The organism is Streptomyces cyslabdanicus (genome assembly GCF_052663305.1).
Genome location: NZ_JBQRUW010000003.1, coordinates 13,199 through 29,910 on the forward strand (window position 1 = coordinate 13,199; position 16,712 = coordinate 29,910).

Genomic DNA, 16,712 nt, shown 5'->3' on the forward strand with positions numbered 1-16,712 from the left:
GGCCGTCCCCGCTATATCCGAATGCCGTGCTGCGGGTTTTCGCCATCACCCGTACCGGCCGGGTGGAGATCTCGCCCGCGGGGGAGGAGGAGGTGGACGTCACCGAGTCCGAGGTTCCGGAGCTCACCGGAACCGGGTGCACAAGGGAGATGCTCCGCCGTCGGAGCGGAGCGATCCGGGAACGGAGTTCTGCGTGGACATCGTCGTCAAGGGCCGCAAGACCGAGGTGCCCGAGCGGTTCCGCAAGCACGTGGCCGAGAAGCTGAACCTGGAGAAGATCCAGAAGCTCGATGGCAAGGTGATCAGCCTCGACGTCGAGGTGTCCAAGGAGCCCAACCCCCGACAGGCCGACCGCTGCGACCGGGTGGAGATCACCCTCCGTTCCCGCGGTCCGGTGATCCGGGCGGAGGCAGCGGCCAGTGATCCGTACGCCGCCCTCGACCTGGCGGCGGAGAAGCTCGGCGCCCGGCTGCGCAAGCAGCACGACAAGCGTTTCTCGCGGCGTGGCGCGCGCCGGATCCCGGCCGCCGAGGTCCCCGACCACGTCCCCGGCGCGGCGACCCTGAACGGCAGCGGTCAGACCGCGACGGAAGCGGACGCGGGCCAGGTGCCCACCAAGAAGGTCGGCTCGCTGGAGGTGCAGGGGGACGGACCCCTCGTGGTCCGCGAGAAGACGCACGTGGCCTCCCCGATGACCCTCGACCAGGCTCTCTACGAGATGGAACTGGTCGGGCACGACTTCTACCTCTTCGTCGACTCCGAGACCAAGGAACCCAGCGTCGTCTACCGGCGACATGCCTATGACTACGGAGTGATCCACCTCAGGACGGACACGATGGTCACTCAGGCGCCCGAGGCAGGCGGAACACTGGGCGGTTGAGCCCACCCGGCCGACGACAACAGCTGCGACGGTGCCCCTGGAGCGCGGTGTGCGCCCCCAGGGGCACCGGTGTGCGCCCCCTTCGCGCGCCGCTTGGTCACCGCAGTGTCGGCCAGGCATGGAATCATGGCCGCAACGGCCCAACGGATGGGCTGTTGCCTTGGGTTGGCCACCGCACCACAGACCGCACCACAGACCGGGCCACAGCCTCAGGGGGAGGAACAACGATGGCGGACAGCTTCGGACCGATGCGGGACGAGGACGCCGACGGTGGCGTCGTCGGCGTGGGACCGGGGGCGGACACCGCGCGCAAGGAGCCGATCAGAGTCCTTGTCGTGGACGACCACGCCCTCTTCCGCCGCGGCCTGGAGATCGTGCTGGCCGCCGAGGAGGACATCCAGGTGGTCGGCGAGGCGGGCGACGGGGCCGAAGCCGTCGACAAGGCCGCGGACCTGCTGCCCGACATCGTGCTGATGGATGTCCGCATGCCCAAGCGCGGCGGGATCGAGGCGTGCACGTCCATCAAGGAGGTCGCACCCAGCGCCAAGATCATCATGCTGACGATCAGCGACGAGGAGGCCGACCTCTACGAGGCGATCAAGGCCGGCGCCACCGGCTACCTCCTCAAGGAGATCTCCACGGACGAGGTGGCCACCGCCATCCGCGCCGTCGCCGACGGGCAGTCGCAGATCAGCCCCTCCATGGCGTCGAAACTGCTCACCGAGTTCAAGTCGATGATCCAGCGGACCGACGAGCGCCGACTCGTCCCCGCCCCCCGGCTGACCGACCGTGAGCTGGAGGTCCTCAAGCTCGTCGCCACGGGGATGAACAACAAGGACATCGCCAAGGAGCTGTTCATCTCCGAGAACACCGTGAAGAACCACGTCCGCAACATCCTGGAGAAGCTTCAGCTGCACTCCAGGATGGAGGCCGTGGTCTACGCGATGCGGGAGAAGATCCTCGAGATCCGGTAGGGGCTCACCGGGCGGCCCCTAAGGTCAGCCGACGGCGCGGGAGAGCTCCAGCACGAGGGGCTCGCGCAGCTCGGGCGCGTCCACCCGTTCCACGCGTACGTCCGTGCAGTCCACCCAGCTCGCCGCCTCGACGAGCGCCTGGGCGACGGCGGGTACGGACCGGACGTCGTCCAGGGTGACCTGCTTGGCCACGAGGGTGCGGCCCTCCCGGGCGGGGTCCACCCGGCCGACCAGGTGGCCGCCGGCGAGCACGGGCATCGCGAAGTAGCCGTGGACCCGCTTGGGCTTGGGGACGTAGGCCTCCAGGCGGTGGGTGAAGCCGAAGATCCGCTCGGTGCGCGCCCGCTCCCAGACCAGCGAGTCGAACGGGGACAGCAGCGTGGTGCGATGCCGGCCGCGCGGGGGTGCCGCCAGCGCCTCCGGGTCCGCCCAGGCCGGCTTGGACCAGCCCTCGACCGTGACCGGGACCAGCCCGGAGTCACCGATCACCGCGTCGACCTGCTCGCCCTTCAGACGGTGGTAGTCCGCGATGTCCGCGCGGGTGCCCACGCCCAGGGACTGGCCGGCCAGGCGGACCAGCCGGCGCAGGCACTCGGTGTCGTCCAGCTCGTCGTGCAGCAGCTCCTCGGGGACGGCGCGCTCGGCGAGGTCGTACACCCGCTTCCAGCCCCGGCGCTCGACGCAGACCACCTCGCCGTACATCAGGGCGCGCTCGACGGCGACCTTGGTGCCCGACCAGTCCCACCACTCGCTGGTCTTCTTGGCCCCGCCCAGCTCCGTCGCCGTCAGCGGGCCCTCGGCGTGCAACTGCTTGACGACCTGGTCGTACGCCCCGTCGGGCAGCTCGTGGTTCCAGTGCGGGCGGTTGCGGTAGGCGCGGCGGCGGAAGGCGAAGTGGGGCCACTCCTCGATGGGCAGGATGCAGGCGGCGTGCGACCAGTACTCGAACGCGTGTGGGCGGGCCGGCGGCGTGCCGATGGACGCGGCCGTCCAGTAGGCCCGCTCGACGGTCCTGCGACCCACGGCGCCCAGGCGGGCGTAGGGCACGAGCTCGTGGGAGCGGGCGAGCACCGAGATGGTGTCGAGCTGGACCGCGCCGAGGTGCCGCAGGACGCCGCGCACACCGGACCGCCGGTCGGGTGCGCCGAGGAAACCCTGGGCACGCAGGGCGATGCGACGGGCTTCGTCCGCCGAGAGGTCGGTGCTGGGGCGCGGGAGCAAGGTCATGCCACCGCACGATAGAGGGCGGCACCGACAACCCGGGCTGAGCTGGGCTTTCGCCGACGGACCCCGGAGTCGACGGACCCCGGAGCCGGCAGACCCCGGAGCCGGCAGACCCCGGAGCCGGCTGACCCTAGATCTGCGCGGGCAGGTAGGGCGCCGCCGAGGGCAGGCTCAGGTCGGACGGCAGCAGGGAGCCCACCCAGCAGTCCCGCCGTACTCCCTTGTTGTTGAGCCCCGAGCGCAGGACGCCCTCCACGGTGAAGCCGACCCGTTCGGCGACCGCGCGGGAGGCGTGGTTGCCGACCTCGGCGCGCCACTCCAGACGGTCGACGGCGAGGTGGGTGAAGGCCCAGCGGGCGACGGTGAGGGAGGCCTCGGTCACGTAGCCGTTGCCGCGGTGCTCCTTGGCGGCCCAGTAGCCCATCTCGGCCTCGCCCAGCGATCGCATCGTTATGCCGAGCGTGCCCACGAGGCCCCCGCCGGAGCCGGGGAGGAAGAGGCCGAAGGTGAACATCGAACCGTTGGCCCAGCCCACGGGGACCATGTCCTCGACGAAGCTCCGCGCGTGCTCCGGCAGGTAGGGCGATGGAAGCTGGGAGAGCCAGCGCCGGATGTCGGGGTCCTGCACGGCCGCGTACACCGCGTCCGTGTCCTGGGGGCCGAGCGTGCGCAGGAGCAGTCGGTCGGTGGTGAGGGTGACGGGTTCCATCGCCCGATTCTGCTCGGGGGCCGCGAGGGATGCCATCCCTTTCCCGAGGGTGAGGAGGCGGCGGTGTCTCCCGGTGCGTGAGGGAGTGATCACAATTCGCGCAAATCATCTCCACGACACGGCACCATCCGCGACCCCCGGACGTTGTTCCCGTAGAGGCCCCGCGAAGCTGCGGACGGGTGGCCTTGCGGCAGGCCCTCCCGGCTCGGCCGTGTCCTCGCATACGATGGCCGTTGCTCAGTACGTCAATGGAAACCGTCCCAGGCCCGACCGGCAAGGAGACCAACCCCCGTGTCCGTCCTCTCGAAGATCATGCGTGCAGGCGAAGGCAAGATCCTGCGCAAGCTGCACCGCATCGCGGGCCAGGTCAACTCCATCGAAGAAGACTTCGTCGCCCTCTCCGACGCCGATCTGCGTGCCCTCACCGACGAGTACAAGCAGCGCTACGCCGACGGCGAGAGCCTGGACGACCTGCTGCCCGAGGCGTTCGCCACGGTGCGCGAGGCGGCCAAGCGCGTCCTCGGACAGCGGCACTACGACGTGCAGATGATGGGCGGCGCCGCCCTGCACCTGGGTTATGTCGCCGAGATGAAGACCGGCGAGGGCAAGACCCTGGTCGGCACGCTTCCCGCCTATCTGAACGCGATCTCGGGCGACGGCGTCCACATCATCACGGTCAACGACTACCTGGCCGAGCGCGACTCGGAGATGATGGGCCGCGTCCACAGGTTCCTGGGCCTGAGTGTCGGCTGCATCCTCGCCAACATGACGCCGGCCCAGCGCCGCGAGCAATACGAGTGCGACATCACCTACGGCACAAACAACGAGTTCGGTTTCGACTACCTGCGCGACAACATGGCGTGGTCCAAGGACGAGCTCGTCCAGCGCGGCCACAACTTCGCGATCGTCGACGAGGTCGACTCCATCCTCGTCGACGAGGCCCGTACGCCGCTGATCATCTCCGGCCCGGCCGACCAGGCCACCAAGTGGTACGGCGACTTCGCCAAGCTGGTCACCCGCCTGAAGAAGGGCGAGGCGGGCAACCCGCTCAAGGGCGTCGAGGAGACCGGCGACTACGACATCGACGAGAAGAAGCGCACGGTCGCCATCCACGAGGCCGGTGTCTCCAAGGTCGAGGACTGGCTGGGCATCGACAACCTCTACGAGTCGGTGAACACCCCGCTCGTGGGCTACCTGAACAACGCCATCAAGGCCAAGGAGCTCTTCAAGCGCGACAAGGACTACGTCGTCATCGACGGCGAGGTCATGATCGTCGACGAGCACACCGGTCGTATCCTCGCCGGCCGCCGCTACAACGAGGGCATGCACCAGGCGATCGAGGCGAAGGAAGGGGTGGACATCAAGGACGAGAACCAGACGCTCGCCACGATCACCCTGCAGAACTTCTTCCGCCTCTACAGCAAGCTCTCCGGCATGACCGGTACGGCGATGACCGAGGCCGCCGAGTTCCACCAGATCTACAAGCTCGGCGTGGTCCCGATCCCGACCAACAGGCCGATGGTCCGCAAGGACCAGGCGGACCTGATCTACCGCACCGAGGTCGCCAAGTTCGAGGCGGTCGTCGACGACATCGCCGAGAAGCACGAGAAGGGCCAGCCGATCCTCGTTGGCACCACCTCGGTCGAGAAGTCCGAGTACCTCTCGCAGCAGCTCAGCAAGCGCGGCATCCAGCACGAGGTGCTCAACGCCAAGCACCATGAGCGTGAGGCGTCGATCGTCGCCCAGGCCGGCCGCAGGGGCGCGGTGACGGTGGCGACGAACATGGCCGGCCGCGGTACGGACATCAAGCTCGGCGGCAACCCCGAGGACCTCGCCGAGGCGGAGCTGCGCCAGCGCGGCCTCGACCCCGAGGAGCACATCGAGGAGTGGGCCGGGGCCCTGCCGGAGGCGCTGCAGCGCGCCGAGGAGGCGGTCAAGGCCGAGAAGGACGAGGTCGAGAGGATCGGCGGCCTGTACGTGCTCGGCACCGAGCGGCACGAGTCGCGTCGTATCGACAACCAACTGCGCGGCCGTAGCGGCCGTCAGGGCGACCCGGGCGAGTCCCGCTTCTACCTCTCGCTCGGCGACGACCTGATGCGTCTGTTCAAGGCGCAGATGGTCGAGCGCGTGATGTCGATGGCGAACGTCCCGGACGACGTGCCGATCGAGAACAAGATGGTCACGCGCGCGATCGCGTCCGCCCAGTCGCAGGTCGAGCAGCAGAACTTCGAGACGCGCAAGAACGTCCTGAAGTACGACGAGGTGCTCAACCGGCAGCGCGAGGTCATCTACGGCGAGCGGCGCCGCGTCCTGGAGGGCGAGGACCTCCAGGAGCAGGTGCAGCACTTCATGGACGACACCATCGACGCGTACGTGGGGGCGGAGACCGCCGAGGGCTTCCCGGAGGACTGGGACCTCGACCGGCTGTGGGGCGCCTTCAAGCAGCTCTACCCGGTGAAGGTCACCATCGAGGAGCTGGAGGAGGCGGCCGGGGACCGCGCTGGTCTGACGGCCGAGTTCATCAGCGAGTCCATCAAGGACGACATCCGCGAGCAGTACGAGGCCCGCGAGACGCAGCTCGGCTCCGAGATCATGCGTGAGCTGGAGCGCCGGGTGGTCCTGTCGGTGCTGGACCGCAAGTGGCGCGAGCACCTCTACGAGATGGACTACCTCCAGGAGGGCATCGGCCTGCGCGCGATGGCGCAGAAGGACCCGCTGGTCGAGTACCAGCGCGAGGGCTTCGACATGTTCACCGCGATGATGGAGGGCATCAAGGAGGAGTCCGTCGGCTACCTGTTCAACCTGGAGGTCCAGGTCGAGCAGCAGGTCGAGGAGGTGCCGGTCGAGGACACGAAGCCGGTGGCCGACCTGGAGAAGCACGAGGCGGTTCCGGCGCAGGCCGGCGCGCGTCCGGAGATCCGGGCCAAGGGGCTGGACGCCCCGCAGCGGCGTGACCTGCACTTCTCGGCGCCGACTGTGGACGGCGAGGGCGGCGTCGTCGAGGGCGAGTTCGCCGCGGACGGCGAGCCCGTGCGTTCGGAGGCCGACGGTCTCACGCGCGCGGAGCGGCGCAAGCAGGCCAAGGCGGGCCGCCGCCGCAAGAAGTGACCGGCGCTCTCTGAGAGAGCCGGCAGCGGACAGGGAAGGGCCGGGCACCCTCGGGTGCCCGGCCCTTCGCCTTGCGCCGTCGCCGGCGGTCACGGCAGCTCGTCGTCGGAGCAGGTCGTCGCCGCGGCTGCTGGTCGTCAGGGCAGGTCGTCGTCGATGTGGGGCATCCGGGGGCCGCCCAGTTCCACCGCCGTACAGCGCCAGCGCCGGTCCCGGCCCTGTTCCAGGCGGAACGCCATCGCGCGCAGCTGGTCGCCCGCGCCGATGCGGGCGAAGGCCTCCACGGCGCCCGGGCGGGGCTCGTAGTAGCCGATGTCGCGCACGACGGGGCGGGCGCCGCGGGTCCGCAGAGCGCCGCGCTCGGCGAGCCAGGCGAGCTCGTCGTAGGCCCGGCCCGCGGTGTGCCGGAGCATCCAGTGCACGGGCCGCTGCCCGCTGAGAACGGCGAGCAGCCGTTCGGCGAACAGATCGGTGGCCACGGGCAGCGAAGCCGCCCGCACGGCGTCCTGGGCGCGGGCAGCCCCGATGCCCGCCGCGTGGGCGACCTCATCGGTGCTGACCCCCGCCGCGCCCGCGGCGCCCGTGTGGCCGCCCGGCTCGGACCTGTAGGCGGCCATCCGCCGGGCTGCGGCCACGCCCGCGGTACGTCCAGGGGCGGTCCCGGCGGCTGTGCCCACGAGTGGGACGGACGGGGGGCGGGTGTCGCGGGGGCGGTCTGCCGGGGGCGTGGGGTTGTTGCGGGGCGGGGGGTTGTCATCGGCTGTGCGGGGGAGGGTTCCTCCTGGGGTGCGGGGTGGGCAGCCGCCGGGGCGGCGTGGGTCGCGGCGGCCGGGCGGGCGGGTGCCAGGGCGGCGCTGGGTCCTGGTCATGATCTTGTGCATGAGTCCCCGTTCGATGTCGTTGTCCGGCGTGGCCGCCGGGTGGTCGGTCGCGGGGCCGAGGGCATGGGTCGACCCAGGGCACCGGTTCGTACCGGGCAGTAACTTCCTGCTGGGGCTCTTGTACGGGGCCGAGGGCGCCGCGGCAAGGAAGCCGCGGTGCGCGTCGGACCGTGGACGAGTTCACCTGTTCGTGTGATCGAGAAGGGCGTGAGCCGTGCGGGAGCTGGGGCGGACCGGGTGAGTCGAGGGGCGCGCGGTGGACGTGTCGCAGCGGTGACCGGGGACTCGAAAGGGGGCTCCCGCACGTATCCTGAAGGCCGTCCGGGCGGCGAGCCCTCCGACCACGAAAGCGGCCTGCCATGCGTGTCTACGTCCCCCTGACCCTCTCGGGCCTCGCCGAGGCGCACAAGGCGGGCGAACTGGGGGCAGGGGCACTCACCGCGTACGCCGTGACGCCCGCCCTGCGCGAGTGGTACCTCTCCGACGACATCGAGGAGCTGGAGTACGCCGCGCTGAACCGGGCCGCGCTCGCCTCGCTGCGGCTGCTGGCGCTGGACCCGGGCGCACCGCGGCGCCGCGTGGTGGTCGCCGTGGACGTACCCGACAGCGCGGCGACGGCCGACCCCGACCGCGGGCTCGACCCGGCGGCGCTCGGCGAGGTGCGGGTGGCCGGGCCGGTGCGGCTGGCCAAGGCGGCAGCCGTGCACGTCGACGCCGGTGACGCGGAGGCGGACGTGACCGCCGCGGCCGAGGCCCTGGGGGCGGCGGACGCGGGCGACGACGACGCCCAGTTCGTCGTGGACGGGGCCGAGGACCACGAGCTGCTCTGGTACGCCACGCAGGAGATCACGAACCTCGTCGGGCTCGACGGCTGAAGCCCGCGGTCCGCGCCCGCACCGCGGTCCGTGACCTGCCGTTGTCCTGATTGTCAGTGGCGGCGGGTACGTTTCCGGTATGGGGAATCAGTCAGGGACGCACATCGTCTGGGACTGGAACGGCACGCTGTTCCACGACAACGACGCGGTCATCGGCGCGACGAACGCGGCCTTCGCCGAGCTGGACCTGGAGCCGATCACACTGGAGCAGTACCGCGCGCTGTACTGCGTGCCGATCCCGAAGTTCTACGAGCGCCTGCTGGGCCGGCTGCCCACCGAGGCCGAGTGGGACACGATGGACGGCGTCTTCCACCAGTACTACTCCGAGCACCGATCCAGATGCGCCCTGACCGAGGGTGCCGTGGAGCTGCTCACCGGATGGACGTCGGCCGGGCACAGCCAGTCGATCCTCAGCATGTACGGGCACGAGGACCTCGTCCCGCTGGTGCGGGGCTTCGGCATCGAGCCGCACTTCCTCCGGGTGGACGGGCGGACGGGACGTTCCGGCGGCAGCAAGGCCGAACACATGGTGCGTCACCTCGGCGCGCTGTCCGACCGGGTGAACCCCGTGCGCACGGTGGTGATCGGGGACGCGGCGGACGACGCGGTGGCCGCACTGCACGTCGGGGCGCGGGCGGTGCTCTACACCGGCGGTTCGCACAGCCGGGCCAGCCTGGAGAAGGCGGGCGTGCCGGTGGTGGACACCCTTCGGGAGGCGGTCGCGGAGGCCCAGCGGCTGGCCGGGTGAGGGCCGGGCGAGCGGCGCGCGCGGCGGAGCCATACGCCGCCTTCACCGCCACCACCCCTGTGCAGAACGTCAAACTTCCACCCCCGGTTTTGTACACATACGGCTCATGACGGGCCCCCGGTGAGGAGCGATAGCCTGGTGGGGTGATCAGCGCGATAGTTCGCGGGGGCGCCGCCGCCTCCGTTGTGCGCCCGGTGAGCACGGACCGCATCCGTGTCCGGGCGGCGGTCGCTGGTCCTCGCGGGCGGGAAGGGGCCCCGGCGGCCCCGAGGACGCCACGTCATCCACGGGTACGGACACGGGTACGGACGCGGTGGAGAGCAGCGTCACACCCGCCGGACGCGTCGAAGATGGCTGATATCCCCCCGCTCATCTCACTTTCCGGCATAGCGTCGAAGCACACCGGACATTCCGGGCCGCGGCGTCACGCCGGAGAGGAAGAGACCGTACTTCCTTCTACGTCACGCAACGGCGCGCGACAGGAGCCAGAGGACAATGCAGACCAAGCTGGACGAAGCCAAGGCCGAGCTGCTCGAGAGGGCCGCCCGGGTAGCTGAGAACAGTCCGCTCGGGGGACACATCCCGACCGGGTCGACGGGCGAGGGCATGCCGGACCGGGAGTCCGTGCTCGCGTTCCTCCAGCGTTTCTACCTGCACACCGCCCCGGAGGACCTCGCCGACCGTGACCCGGTCGACGTCTTCGGCACCGCCTACTCCCACTACCGCCTGGCCGAGAACCGCCCGCAGGGCACGGCCAACGTCCGGGTCCACACCCCGACCGTCGAGGAGAACGGCTGGACGTGCAGCCACTCCGTCGTCGAGGTCGTCACCGACGACATGCCCTTCCTCGTGGACTCCGTGACGAACGAGCTGACCCGCCAGGGCCGCGGCATCCACGTCGTGATCCACCCGCAGTTCGTGGTGCGCCGTGACGTCACCGGCAAGCTCATCGAGGTGCTGCCCAGCGCGGCCCCCGGCGAGGAGCTGCCGCACGACGCGCACATCGAGTCCTGGATCCACGTCGAGACCGACCGCGAGACCGACCGGGCCGACCTGAAGCAGATCACCGCCGACCTGGTGCGCGTGCTGTCCGACGTCCGCGAGGCCGTCGAGGACTGGGAGAAGATGCGCCAGGCGGCGACCCGGCTCGCCGAGGAGCTGCCCGCCGAGCCGGTGCCCGGCGAGCTGCGCACGCAGGACGTCGAGGAGGCCCGTGAGCTGCTGCGCTGGCTGTCCGACGACCACTTCACCTTCCTCGGCTACCGCGAGTACCGGCTGCGCGACGACGACTCCCTGGCCGCCGTGGCCGGCACCGGTCTGGGCATACTGCGCGCGGACCCGCCGCACGCCGGCGACGACAGCCACCCGGTCAGCCCGTCCTTCGAGCGGCTGCCCGCCGACGCCCGCGCCAAGGCGCGCGAGCACAAGCTGCTGGTGCTGACCAAGGCCAACAGCCGGGCCACCGTCCACCGGCCGTCCTACCTGGACTACGTGGGCGTCAAGAAGTTCAACGACAAGGGCGAGGTCATCGGCGAGCGCCGTTTCCTCGGCCTGTTCTCGTCAGCCGCCTACACCGAGTCCGTGCGCCGGGTGCCGGTCATCCGCCGCAAGGTCGAAGAGGTCCTCGAGCGCGCCGGCTTCTCGCCCCACAGCCACGACGGGCGCGACCTGCTCCAGATCCTGGAGACCTACCCGCGCGACGAGCTCTTCCAGACCCCGGTCGGCGAGCTCCAGGCGATCGCCACCTCCGTGCTGTACCTCCAGGAGCGCCGCCGGCTGCGCCTGTACCTGCGCCAGGACGAGTACGGCCGCTACTACTCGGCCCTCGTGTACCTTCCGCGCGACCGCTACACCACCGGCGTGCGCCTGCGGATCATCGACATCCTGAAGGAGGAGCTGGGCGGCACCAGCGTCGACTTCACGGCCTGGAACACCGAGTCGGTGCTCTCCCGGCTGCACTTCGTCGTCCGCGTGCCGCAGGGCACCGAGCTGCCCCAGCTGTCCGACGGCGACAAGGAGCGCATCGAGGCCCGCCTGGTCGAGGCCGCCCGCTCCTGGACGGACGCCTTCTCCGAGGCGCTGACCGCCGAACTCGGCGAGGAGCGCGCCGCGGAGCTGCTGCGCCGCTACTCGGGCGCCTTCCCCGAGGGCTACAAGGCCGACCACACCCCGCGCGCGGCGGTCGCCGACCTGTGCCACCTCGAGCAGCTGAACGAGGACAGGACCTTCGCGCTGAGCCTGTACGAGCCGGTGGGCGCCGCCCCCGAGGAGCGCCGGTTCAAGATCTACCAGAAGGGCGGCTCGGTCTCCCTGTCCGCCGTGCTGCCGGTGCTCAGCCGGCTCGGCGTCGAGGTCACCGACGAGCGGCCGTACGAACTGCGCTGCGCGGACCGTACGACGGCCTGGGTCTACGACTTCGGTCTGCGGATGCCGAAGGAGTCCGGCGCCGGCGACCACCTCGGCGACGACGCCCGTGAGCGCGTCCAGGACGCCTTCGCCGCCGCCTGGACGGGCAAGGCCGAGAACGACGGGTTCAACGCCCTGGTGCTGGGCGCCGGGCTGACCTGGCGCCAGGCGATGGTGCTGCGCGCCTACGCCAAGTACCTGCGCCAGGCGGGCTCGACCTTCAGCCAGGACTACATGGAGGACACCCTCCGCAACAACGTCCACACCACCCGGCTGCTGGTCTCCCTGTTCGAGGCGCGGATGTCGCCGGAGCGCCAGCGCGCCGGGCACGAGCTGGTGGACGCGCTGCTGGAAGAGGTCGACGCGGCCCTGGACCAGGTGGCCTCCCTCGACGAGGACCGGATCCTGCGGTCCTTCCTCACCGTCATCAAGGCGACCCTGCGCACCAACTTCTTCCAGGAGGCGCGGGGCGGCGGGCCGCACGAGTACGTCTCCATGAAGTTCGACCCGCAGGCCATCCCGGACCTGCCCGCGCCGCGCCCGGCGTACGAGATCTGGGTGTACTCGCCGCGTGTGGAGGGCGTGCACCTGCGCTTCGGCAAGGTCGCCCGCGGTGGTCTGCGCTGGTCCGACCGGCGCGAGGACTTCCGCACCGAGATCCTCGGCCTGGTCAAGGCGCAGATGGTGAAGAACACCGTCATCGTGCCGGTCGGCGCCAAGGGCGGTTTCGTCGCCAAGCAGCTGCCCGACCCGAGCGTGGACCGGGACGCCTGGATGGCGGAGGGTGTCGCCAGCTACAAGACCTTCATCTCGGCGCTGCTCGACATCACCGACAACATGGTCGCCGGCGAGGTCGTGCCCCCGCAGGACGTCGTGCGGCACGACGGCGACGACACCTACCTGGTGGTCGCCGCCGACAAGGGCACGGCGCGCTTCTCGGACATCGCCAACGAGGTCGCCCAGTCGTACGACTTCTGGCTCGGCGACGCCTTCGCCTCCGGCGGCTCGGCGGGCTACGACCACAAGGGCATGGGCATCACCGCCCGCGGCGCCTGGGAGTCGGTCAAGCGGCACTTCCGGGAGCTGGGCGTGGACTCCCAGACCCAGGACTTCACGGCCGTCGGCATCGGCGACATGTCCGGTGACGTGTTCGGCAACGGCATGCTGCTCAGCGAGCACATCCGGCTGGTCGCCGCCTTCGACCACCGGCACATCTTCATCGACCCCGAACCGGACGCGGCCGTCTCCTACGCCGAGCGCCGCCGCCTGTTCGAGCTGCCGCGCTCCTCGTGGGCGGACTACAACGCCGAGCTGATCTCGGCGGGCGGCGGCGTGTTCCCGCGTACGGCCAAGTCGATCCCGGTCAACGCGCACATCCGCGAGGCCCTCGGCATCGAGCCCGGCATCACCAAGATGACCCCGGCCGACCTGATGCGGGCGATCCTCAGGGCCCCGGTGGACCTGCTGTGGAACGGCGGCATCGGCACCTACGTCAAGGCGTCCACCGAGTCCCACGCCGACGTCGGCGACAAGGCCAACGACGCCATCCGCGTCGACGGCCGCGACCTGCGGGTCCAGGTCGTCGGCGAGGGCGGCAACCTGGGCTTCACCCAGCTCGGCCGGATCGAGTGCGCCATGCAGGGCGCCCGGATCAACACCGACGCCATCGACAACAGCGCCGGCGTGGACACCTCCGACCACGAGGTGAACATCAAGGTCCTGCTCAACGGCCTGGTCGCGGACGGCGACATGACCGTCAAGCAGCGCAACAAGCTGCTCGCCGAGATGACCGACGAGGTCGGCGCGCTGGTGCTGCGCACCAACTACGCGCAGAACACCGCGATCGCCAACGCGCTCGCCCAGTCCAAGGACATGCTCCACGCCCAGCAGCGCTTCATGAAGCACCTGGTGCGCGAGGGCCATCTGGACCGGGCGCTGGAGTTCCTGCCCACCGACCGGCAGATCCGTGAGCGGCTGACCGCCGGGCACGGCCTGACCGGTCCGGAGACGGCCGTCCTGCTGGCCTACACGAAGATCACGGTCGCCGAGGAGCTGCTGCACACCTCGCTGCCGGACGACCCGTACCTGCGCGGCCTGCTGCACACCTACTTCCCGACCGCGCTGCGCGAGCAGTTCACCGAGCGGATCGACAACCACCCGCTGCGCCGTGAGATCACGACGACCGTCCTGGTCAACGACACGGTCAACACGGGCGGTACGACGTATCTGCACCGCCTGCGGGAGGAGACCGGCGCGTCGCTGGAGGAGATCGTCAGGGCGCAGACGGTGGCCCGCACGATCTTCCGCTCGGCGCCGGTGTGGGACGCGGTCGAGGCACTGGACAACAAGGTCGAGGCCGATGTCCAGACCCGGATCCGTCTGCACTCGCGCCGCCTGGTCGAGCGCGGCACGCGCTGGCTGCTGAACAACCGGCCGCAGCCGCTGGAGCTCGCCGAGACCGTGGAGTTCTTCTCCGAGCGGGTCGGGCAGGTGTGGGCAGAGCTGCCCAAGCTGCTCAAGGGCGCGGACCTGGAGTGGTACCAGCAGGTCTACGACGAGCTGTCCGGCGCCGGCGTCCCGGACGAGCTGGCCACGCGCGTGGCCGGGTTCTCCTCCGCCTTCCCGGCGCTCGACATCGTCTCGGTGGCCGACCGCATGGGCAAGGACCCGATGGACGTCGCCGAGGTGTACTACGACCTCGCCGACCGCCTGCACATCGCCCAGCTGATGGACCGCATCATCGAGCTGCCGCGCGCCGACCGGTGGCAGTCCATGGCCCGTGCGGCGATCCGCGAGGACCTGTACGCGGCGCACGCGGCGCTGACCGCGGACGTGCTGGCCGCGGGCAACGGCACCGCCACGCCGGAGCAGCGCTTCAAGGTGTGGGAGCAGAAGAACGGGGCGATCCTGTCCCGGGCGCGGGCCACGCTCGAGGAGATCCGCAGCTCCGACGCGTTCGATCTGGCCAACCTGTCGGTGGCGATGCGGACGATGCGCACGCTGCTGCGGACGCACTCGTAACCGCGGGAGGCCGACCCGTACCCGAGGGCGCCCCGGACCTTTCCGGTCCGGGGCGCCCTCATGTCGTCCATGCCGTCTTCCCGCCCTGGGCCGGGAACGCCCCGGTTCGGGAATGCCCCCATCCAGGAGTCGCCCCGGTCCAGGAAACGCCGCACGCCGAATTTATCCTTTCCGGCGGAACGGGATCATTCGTATAAAGTTGCCGCGTGAACTCCCTCGGTAGTCGCACCCGGCTCTTCCGGCACGATGCGCACCGCGCCGCCTGAGGTACCGTCAGCGCCCGCAGTCGCCCCTCGGCCGACGGCCGCCCCGGGAGGGGCCCACGCGCCCGGTGTGGCCGCCGCGTTGGTCGCCGCCCTGCTGCTCCTGGTCATCGTCCGGCTGCCCTGGGCCGGCGACCTGGGCATGCACGCGGCGACCGTGCAGAGGCTGCGCCACAGCCTGTTCCACCCCGGCAATCCGCTGGTCGACGCCGTCACCCCGAGCCCGTACTACTCGCCGTGGATGGTGCTGCTCGGCTGCGCCGCCCGGATGAGCGGCCTGTCGGTGTTCGTCGTGCTGCGGCTCGCCGCGCTCACCGGGCTCACGCTGCTCGCGACGGGCGTGTGGCGGTACGTCAGGACGCTGAGCGCGCACCGGGCCGCGCCCGCCCTGGCCGCCCTGAGCCTGGTTCTCCTGTGGGGTACGGAGCTCATCAACTGGAGCGGCTTCCTCTCCCTCAACTCCCTGGCGCTGACGGTGTCGTACCCCAGCGTGTTCGCCTTCGGCCTCGCCTTCCACTACTGGGCGTGGCTCACCAGGGCGCTGCGCGCGGCGGCCGGGTGGGAGGTGTGGCTGGGCCTCGGGGCGCTGTGGGCGCTGATCCTGCTGTGCCATCAGTTCACCGGATTCGTCGCCACGCTCGGCGGTCTCGCCGCGGTGCTCGCGCACCGGCCCCCGCGGGCCCTGTGGCCGCGGCTCGCCGCCGGGGCGGCCCTGGGCCTGCTGGTGCTGTGGCTGTGGCCGTACTACGACTTCTTCGCCCTGCTCTCGGCCGGACGCGATCTGGAGGAGGTGCACCGGGCCCTCTACGCACGCTTCGTCGGCCGCTACTGGCTGGCCCTGCTCGGAGTCGCCGCGCTGGTCCTGCGGTGGCGGCGCGACCGGCGGGACCCGCTGGTGATCTTCTGTCTGCTGGGCGTGCTGGTGTGCGCGGTGGGCTTCGGCACGGGCCACTACGCCTGGGGCCGGACCCTGCCCGCCGCCCTCGTCCCGGCCCAGCTCGCCGCCGCGCTGGAGGTGGTGCAGGGCGGCCGGCGGGCCGTGCGCACCCGCTGGGCGTGGATGCTGGGCGGCGCGCTGGCCCTGGGCGCGTGGGCCCAGGCGGGGGTGCTCGGGTACGCCGTCGGGGGCGCGGCGCTGCCGGACGTGCTCGCGGCCGACTACACCCCGCCGTGGACCGGGTACCACTGGATCACCCCGTACGTGAAGTACGGGGACGTGGTCATGGCCCGGGACCTGCCCTCCCGGCTGATCCCGGCCTACGGCGCCTACACCGTCGCCCCCGGCTACCCGGACTTCTTCCTGCCGGACGAGTCGCGGCGCGAGTGGGCGGTGCGGCGCTACTACACGCGCCGCACCCCGGAGGGCGTGCGCAGGGACATCCTGCGTACCTATGACGTGCGCTGGGTCGTGGACGGGAGCAGGCCTCGCCGCGACCGCGAACTGCGCGTGGTGACCCGCGGCCCCGACGGCCAGGTCCTGTACGCGGTCACCCCCTGACCGGCACGCCGGACGCGGGACGGGCGCACGCACCGGACGCCGCTCCTTGACGGGCGAACGTCGCCCGCCGCGGCACTAGTGCCGCGACAGGCAACGTTCGCCCCGTCGCGACGCCCGGCACGCCC

10 protein-coding genes are annotated in these 16,712 nt (G+C 71.0%); 7 read left to right on the forward strand and 3 right to left on the reverse strand.

The genetic code is table 11. The annotated features are described in order from the left end of the window. The first annotated feature begins 193 nt into the window (after positions 1-193). Positions 194-880, forward strand: coding sequence for a ribosome hibernation-promoting factor, HPF/YfiA family (hpf, locus tag ACTYVM_RS02270; protein ID WP_400033973.1), 687 nt, complete (start codon positions 194-196; stop codon positions 878-880). A gap of 227 nt (positions 881-1,107) precedes the next feature. Next, on the forward strand, positions 1,108-1,854 hold the full coding sequence (locus tag ACTYVM_RS02275; RefSeq protein ID WP_400033975.1) for a response regulator: 747 nt from the start codon (positions 1,108-1,110) through the stop codon (positions 1,852-1,854). Positions 1,855-1,878: 24 nt separating this feature from the next. On the opposite strand, the gene ACTYVM_RS02280 is transcribed toward ACTYVM_RS02275, so the two are convergent. Further along, positions 1,879-3,081 carry a winged helix-turn-helix domain-containing protein gene (locus tag ACTYVM_RS02280; protein ID WP_445524267.1) on the reverse strand — a complete coding sequence of 401 codons (1,203 nt, stop codon included), beginning with the start codon at positions 3,079-3,081 and terminating at the stop codon, positions 1,879-1,881. Positions 3,082-3,208: 127 nt separating this feature from the next. Next, entirely contained in the window at positions 3,209-3,787 is a 579-nt protein-coding gene (locus ACTYVM_RS02285) for a GNAT family N-acetyltransferase (protein WP_445524268.1), read from the reverse strand. Between the two features lie 291 nt (positions 3,788-4,078). On the opposite strand from ACTYVM_RS02285, the gene secA reads away from it, so the two are divergent. Then, a complete protein-coding gene (secA, locus tag ACTYVM_RS02290; protein ID WP_445524269.1) occupies positions 4,079-6,895 on the forward strand; it encodes a preprotein translocase subunit SecA in 2,817 nt (938 codons plus the stop codon). A gap of 137 nt (positions 6,896-7,032) precedes the next feature. On the opposite strand, the gene ACTYVM_RS02295 is transcribed toward secA, so the two are convergent. After that, complete coding sequence (locus ACTYVM_RS02295) at positions 7,033-7,530, reverse strand: Rv3235 family protein (RefSeq protein ID WP_445524270.1); 498 nt, start codon at positions 7,528-7,530, stop codon at positions 7,033-7,035. 605 nt (positions 7,531-8,135) lie between these two features. Between ACTYVM_RS02295 and ACTYVM_RS02300 the strand changes: the two genes are divergently transcribed. The 4 genes from ACTYVM_RS02300 to ACTYVM_RS02315 all read left to right on the forward strand — a co-directional run bounded on the left by ACTYVM_RS02300 (position 8,136) and on the right by ACTYVM_RS02315 (position 16,587). Beyond that, positions 8,136-8,651, forward strand: a complete 516-nt coding sequence (locus ACTYVM_RS02300) for a DUF6912 family protein (RefSeq protein ID WP_445524271.1) — start codon at positions 8,136-8,138, stop codon at positions 8,649-8,651. Positions 8,652-8,730: 79 nt separating this feature from the next. Beyond that, positions 8,731-9,399, forward strand: coding sequence for an HAD family hydrolase (locus tag ACTYVM_RS02305; RefSeq protein ID WP_445524272.1), 669 nt, complete (start codon positions 8,731-8,733; stop codon positions 9,397-9,399). Positions 9,400-9,894: 495 nt separating this feature from the next. Continuing rightward, positions 9,895-14,826 carry an NAD-glutamate dehydrogenase gene (locus tag ACTYVM_RS02310; protein ID WP_445524273.1) on the forward strand — a complete coding sequence of 1,644 codons (4,932 nt, stop codon included), beginning with the start codon at positions 9,895-9,897 and terminating at the stop codon, positions 14,824-14,826. Between the two features lie 246 nt (positions 14,827-15,072). Next, positions 15,073-16,587, forward strand: a complete 1,515-nt coding sequence (locus ACTYVM_RS02315) for a DUF2339 domain-containing protein (RefSeq protein WP_445524274.1) — start codon at positions 15,073-15,075, stop codon at positions 16,585-16,587. Positions 16,588-16,712: the final 125 nt, after the last annotated feature.

Bases quoted from the DNA above. Each gene is read 5' to 3' on its own strand.
- ACTYVM_RS02275 (WP_400033975.1), top strand. From the start codon at position 1,108: ATGGCGGACAGCTTCGGACCGATGCGGGACGAGGACGCCGACGGTGGC.
- ACTYVM_RS02280 (WP_445524267.1), bottom strand. From the start codon at position 3,081: ATGACCTTGCTCCCGCGCCCCAGCACCGACCTCTCGGCGGACGAAGCC.
- ACTYVM_RS02285 (WP_445524268.1), bottom strand. From the start codon at position 3,787: ATGGAACCCGTCACCCTCACCACCGACCGACTGCTCCTGCGCACGCTC.
- ACTYVM_RS02300 (WP_445524271.1), top strand. From the start codon at position 8,136: ATGCGTGTCTACGTCCCCCTGACCCTCTCGGGCCTCGCCGAGGCGCAC.
- ACTYVM_RS02305 (WP_445524272.1), top strand. From the start codon at position 8,731: ATGGGGAATCAGTCAGGGACGCACATCGTCTGGGACTGGAACGGCACG.
- ACTYVM_RS02310 (WP_445524273.1), top strand. From the start codon at position 9,895: ATGCAGACCAAGCTGGACGAAGCCAAGGCCGAGCTGCTCGAGAGGGCC.
- ACTYVM_RS02315 (WP_445524274.1), top strand. From the start codon at position 15,073: ATGCGCACCGCGCCGCCTGAGGTACCGTCAGCGCCCGCAGTCGCCCCT.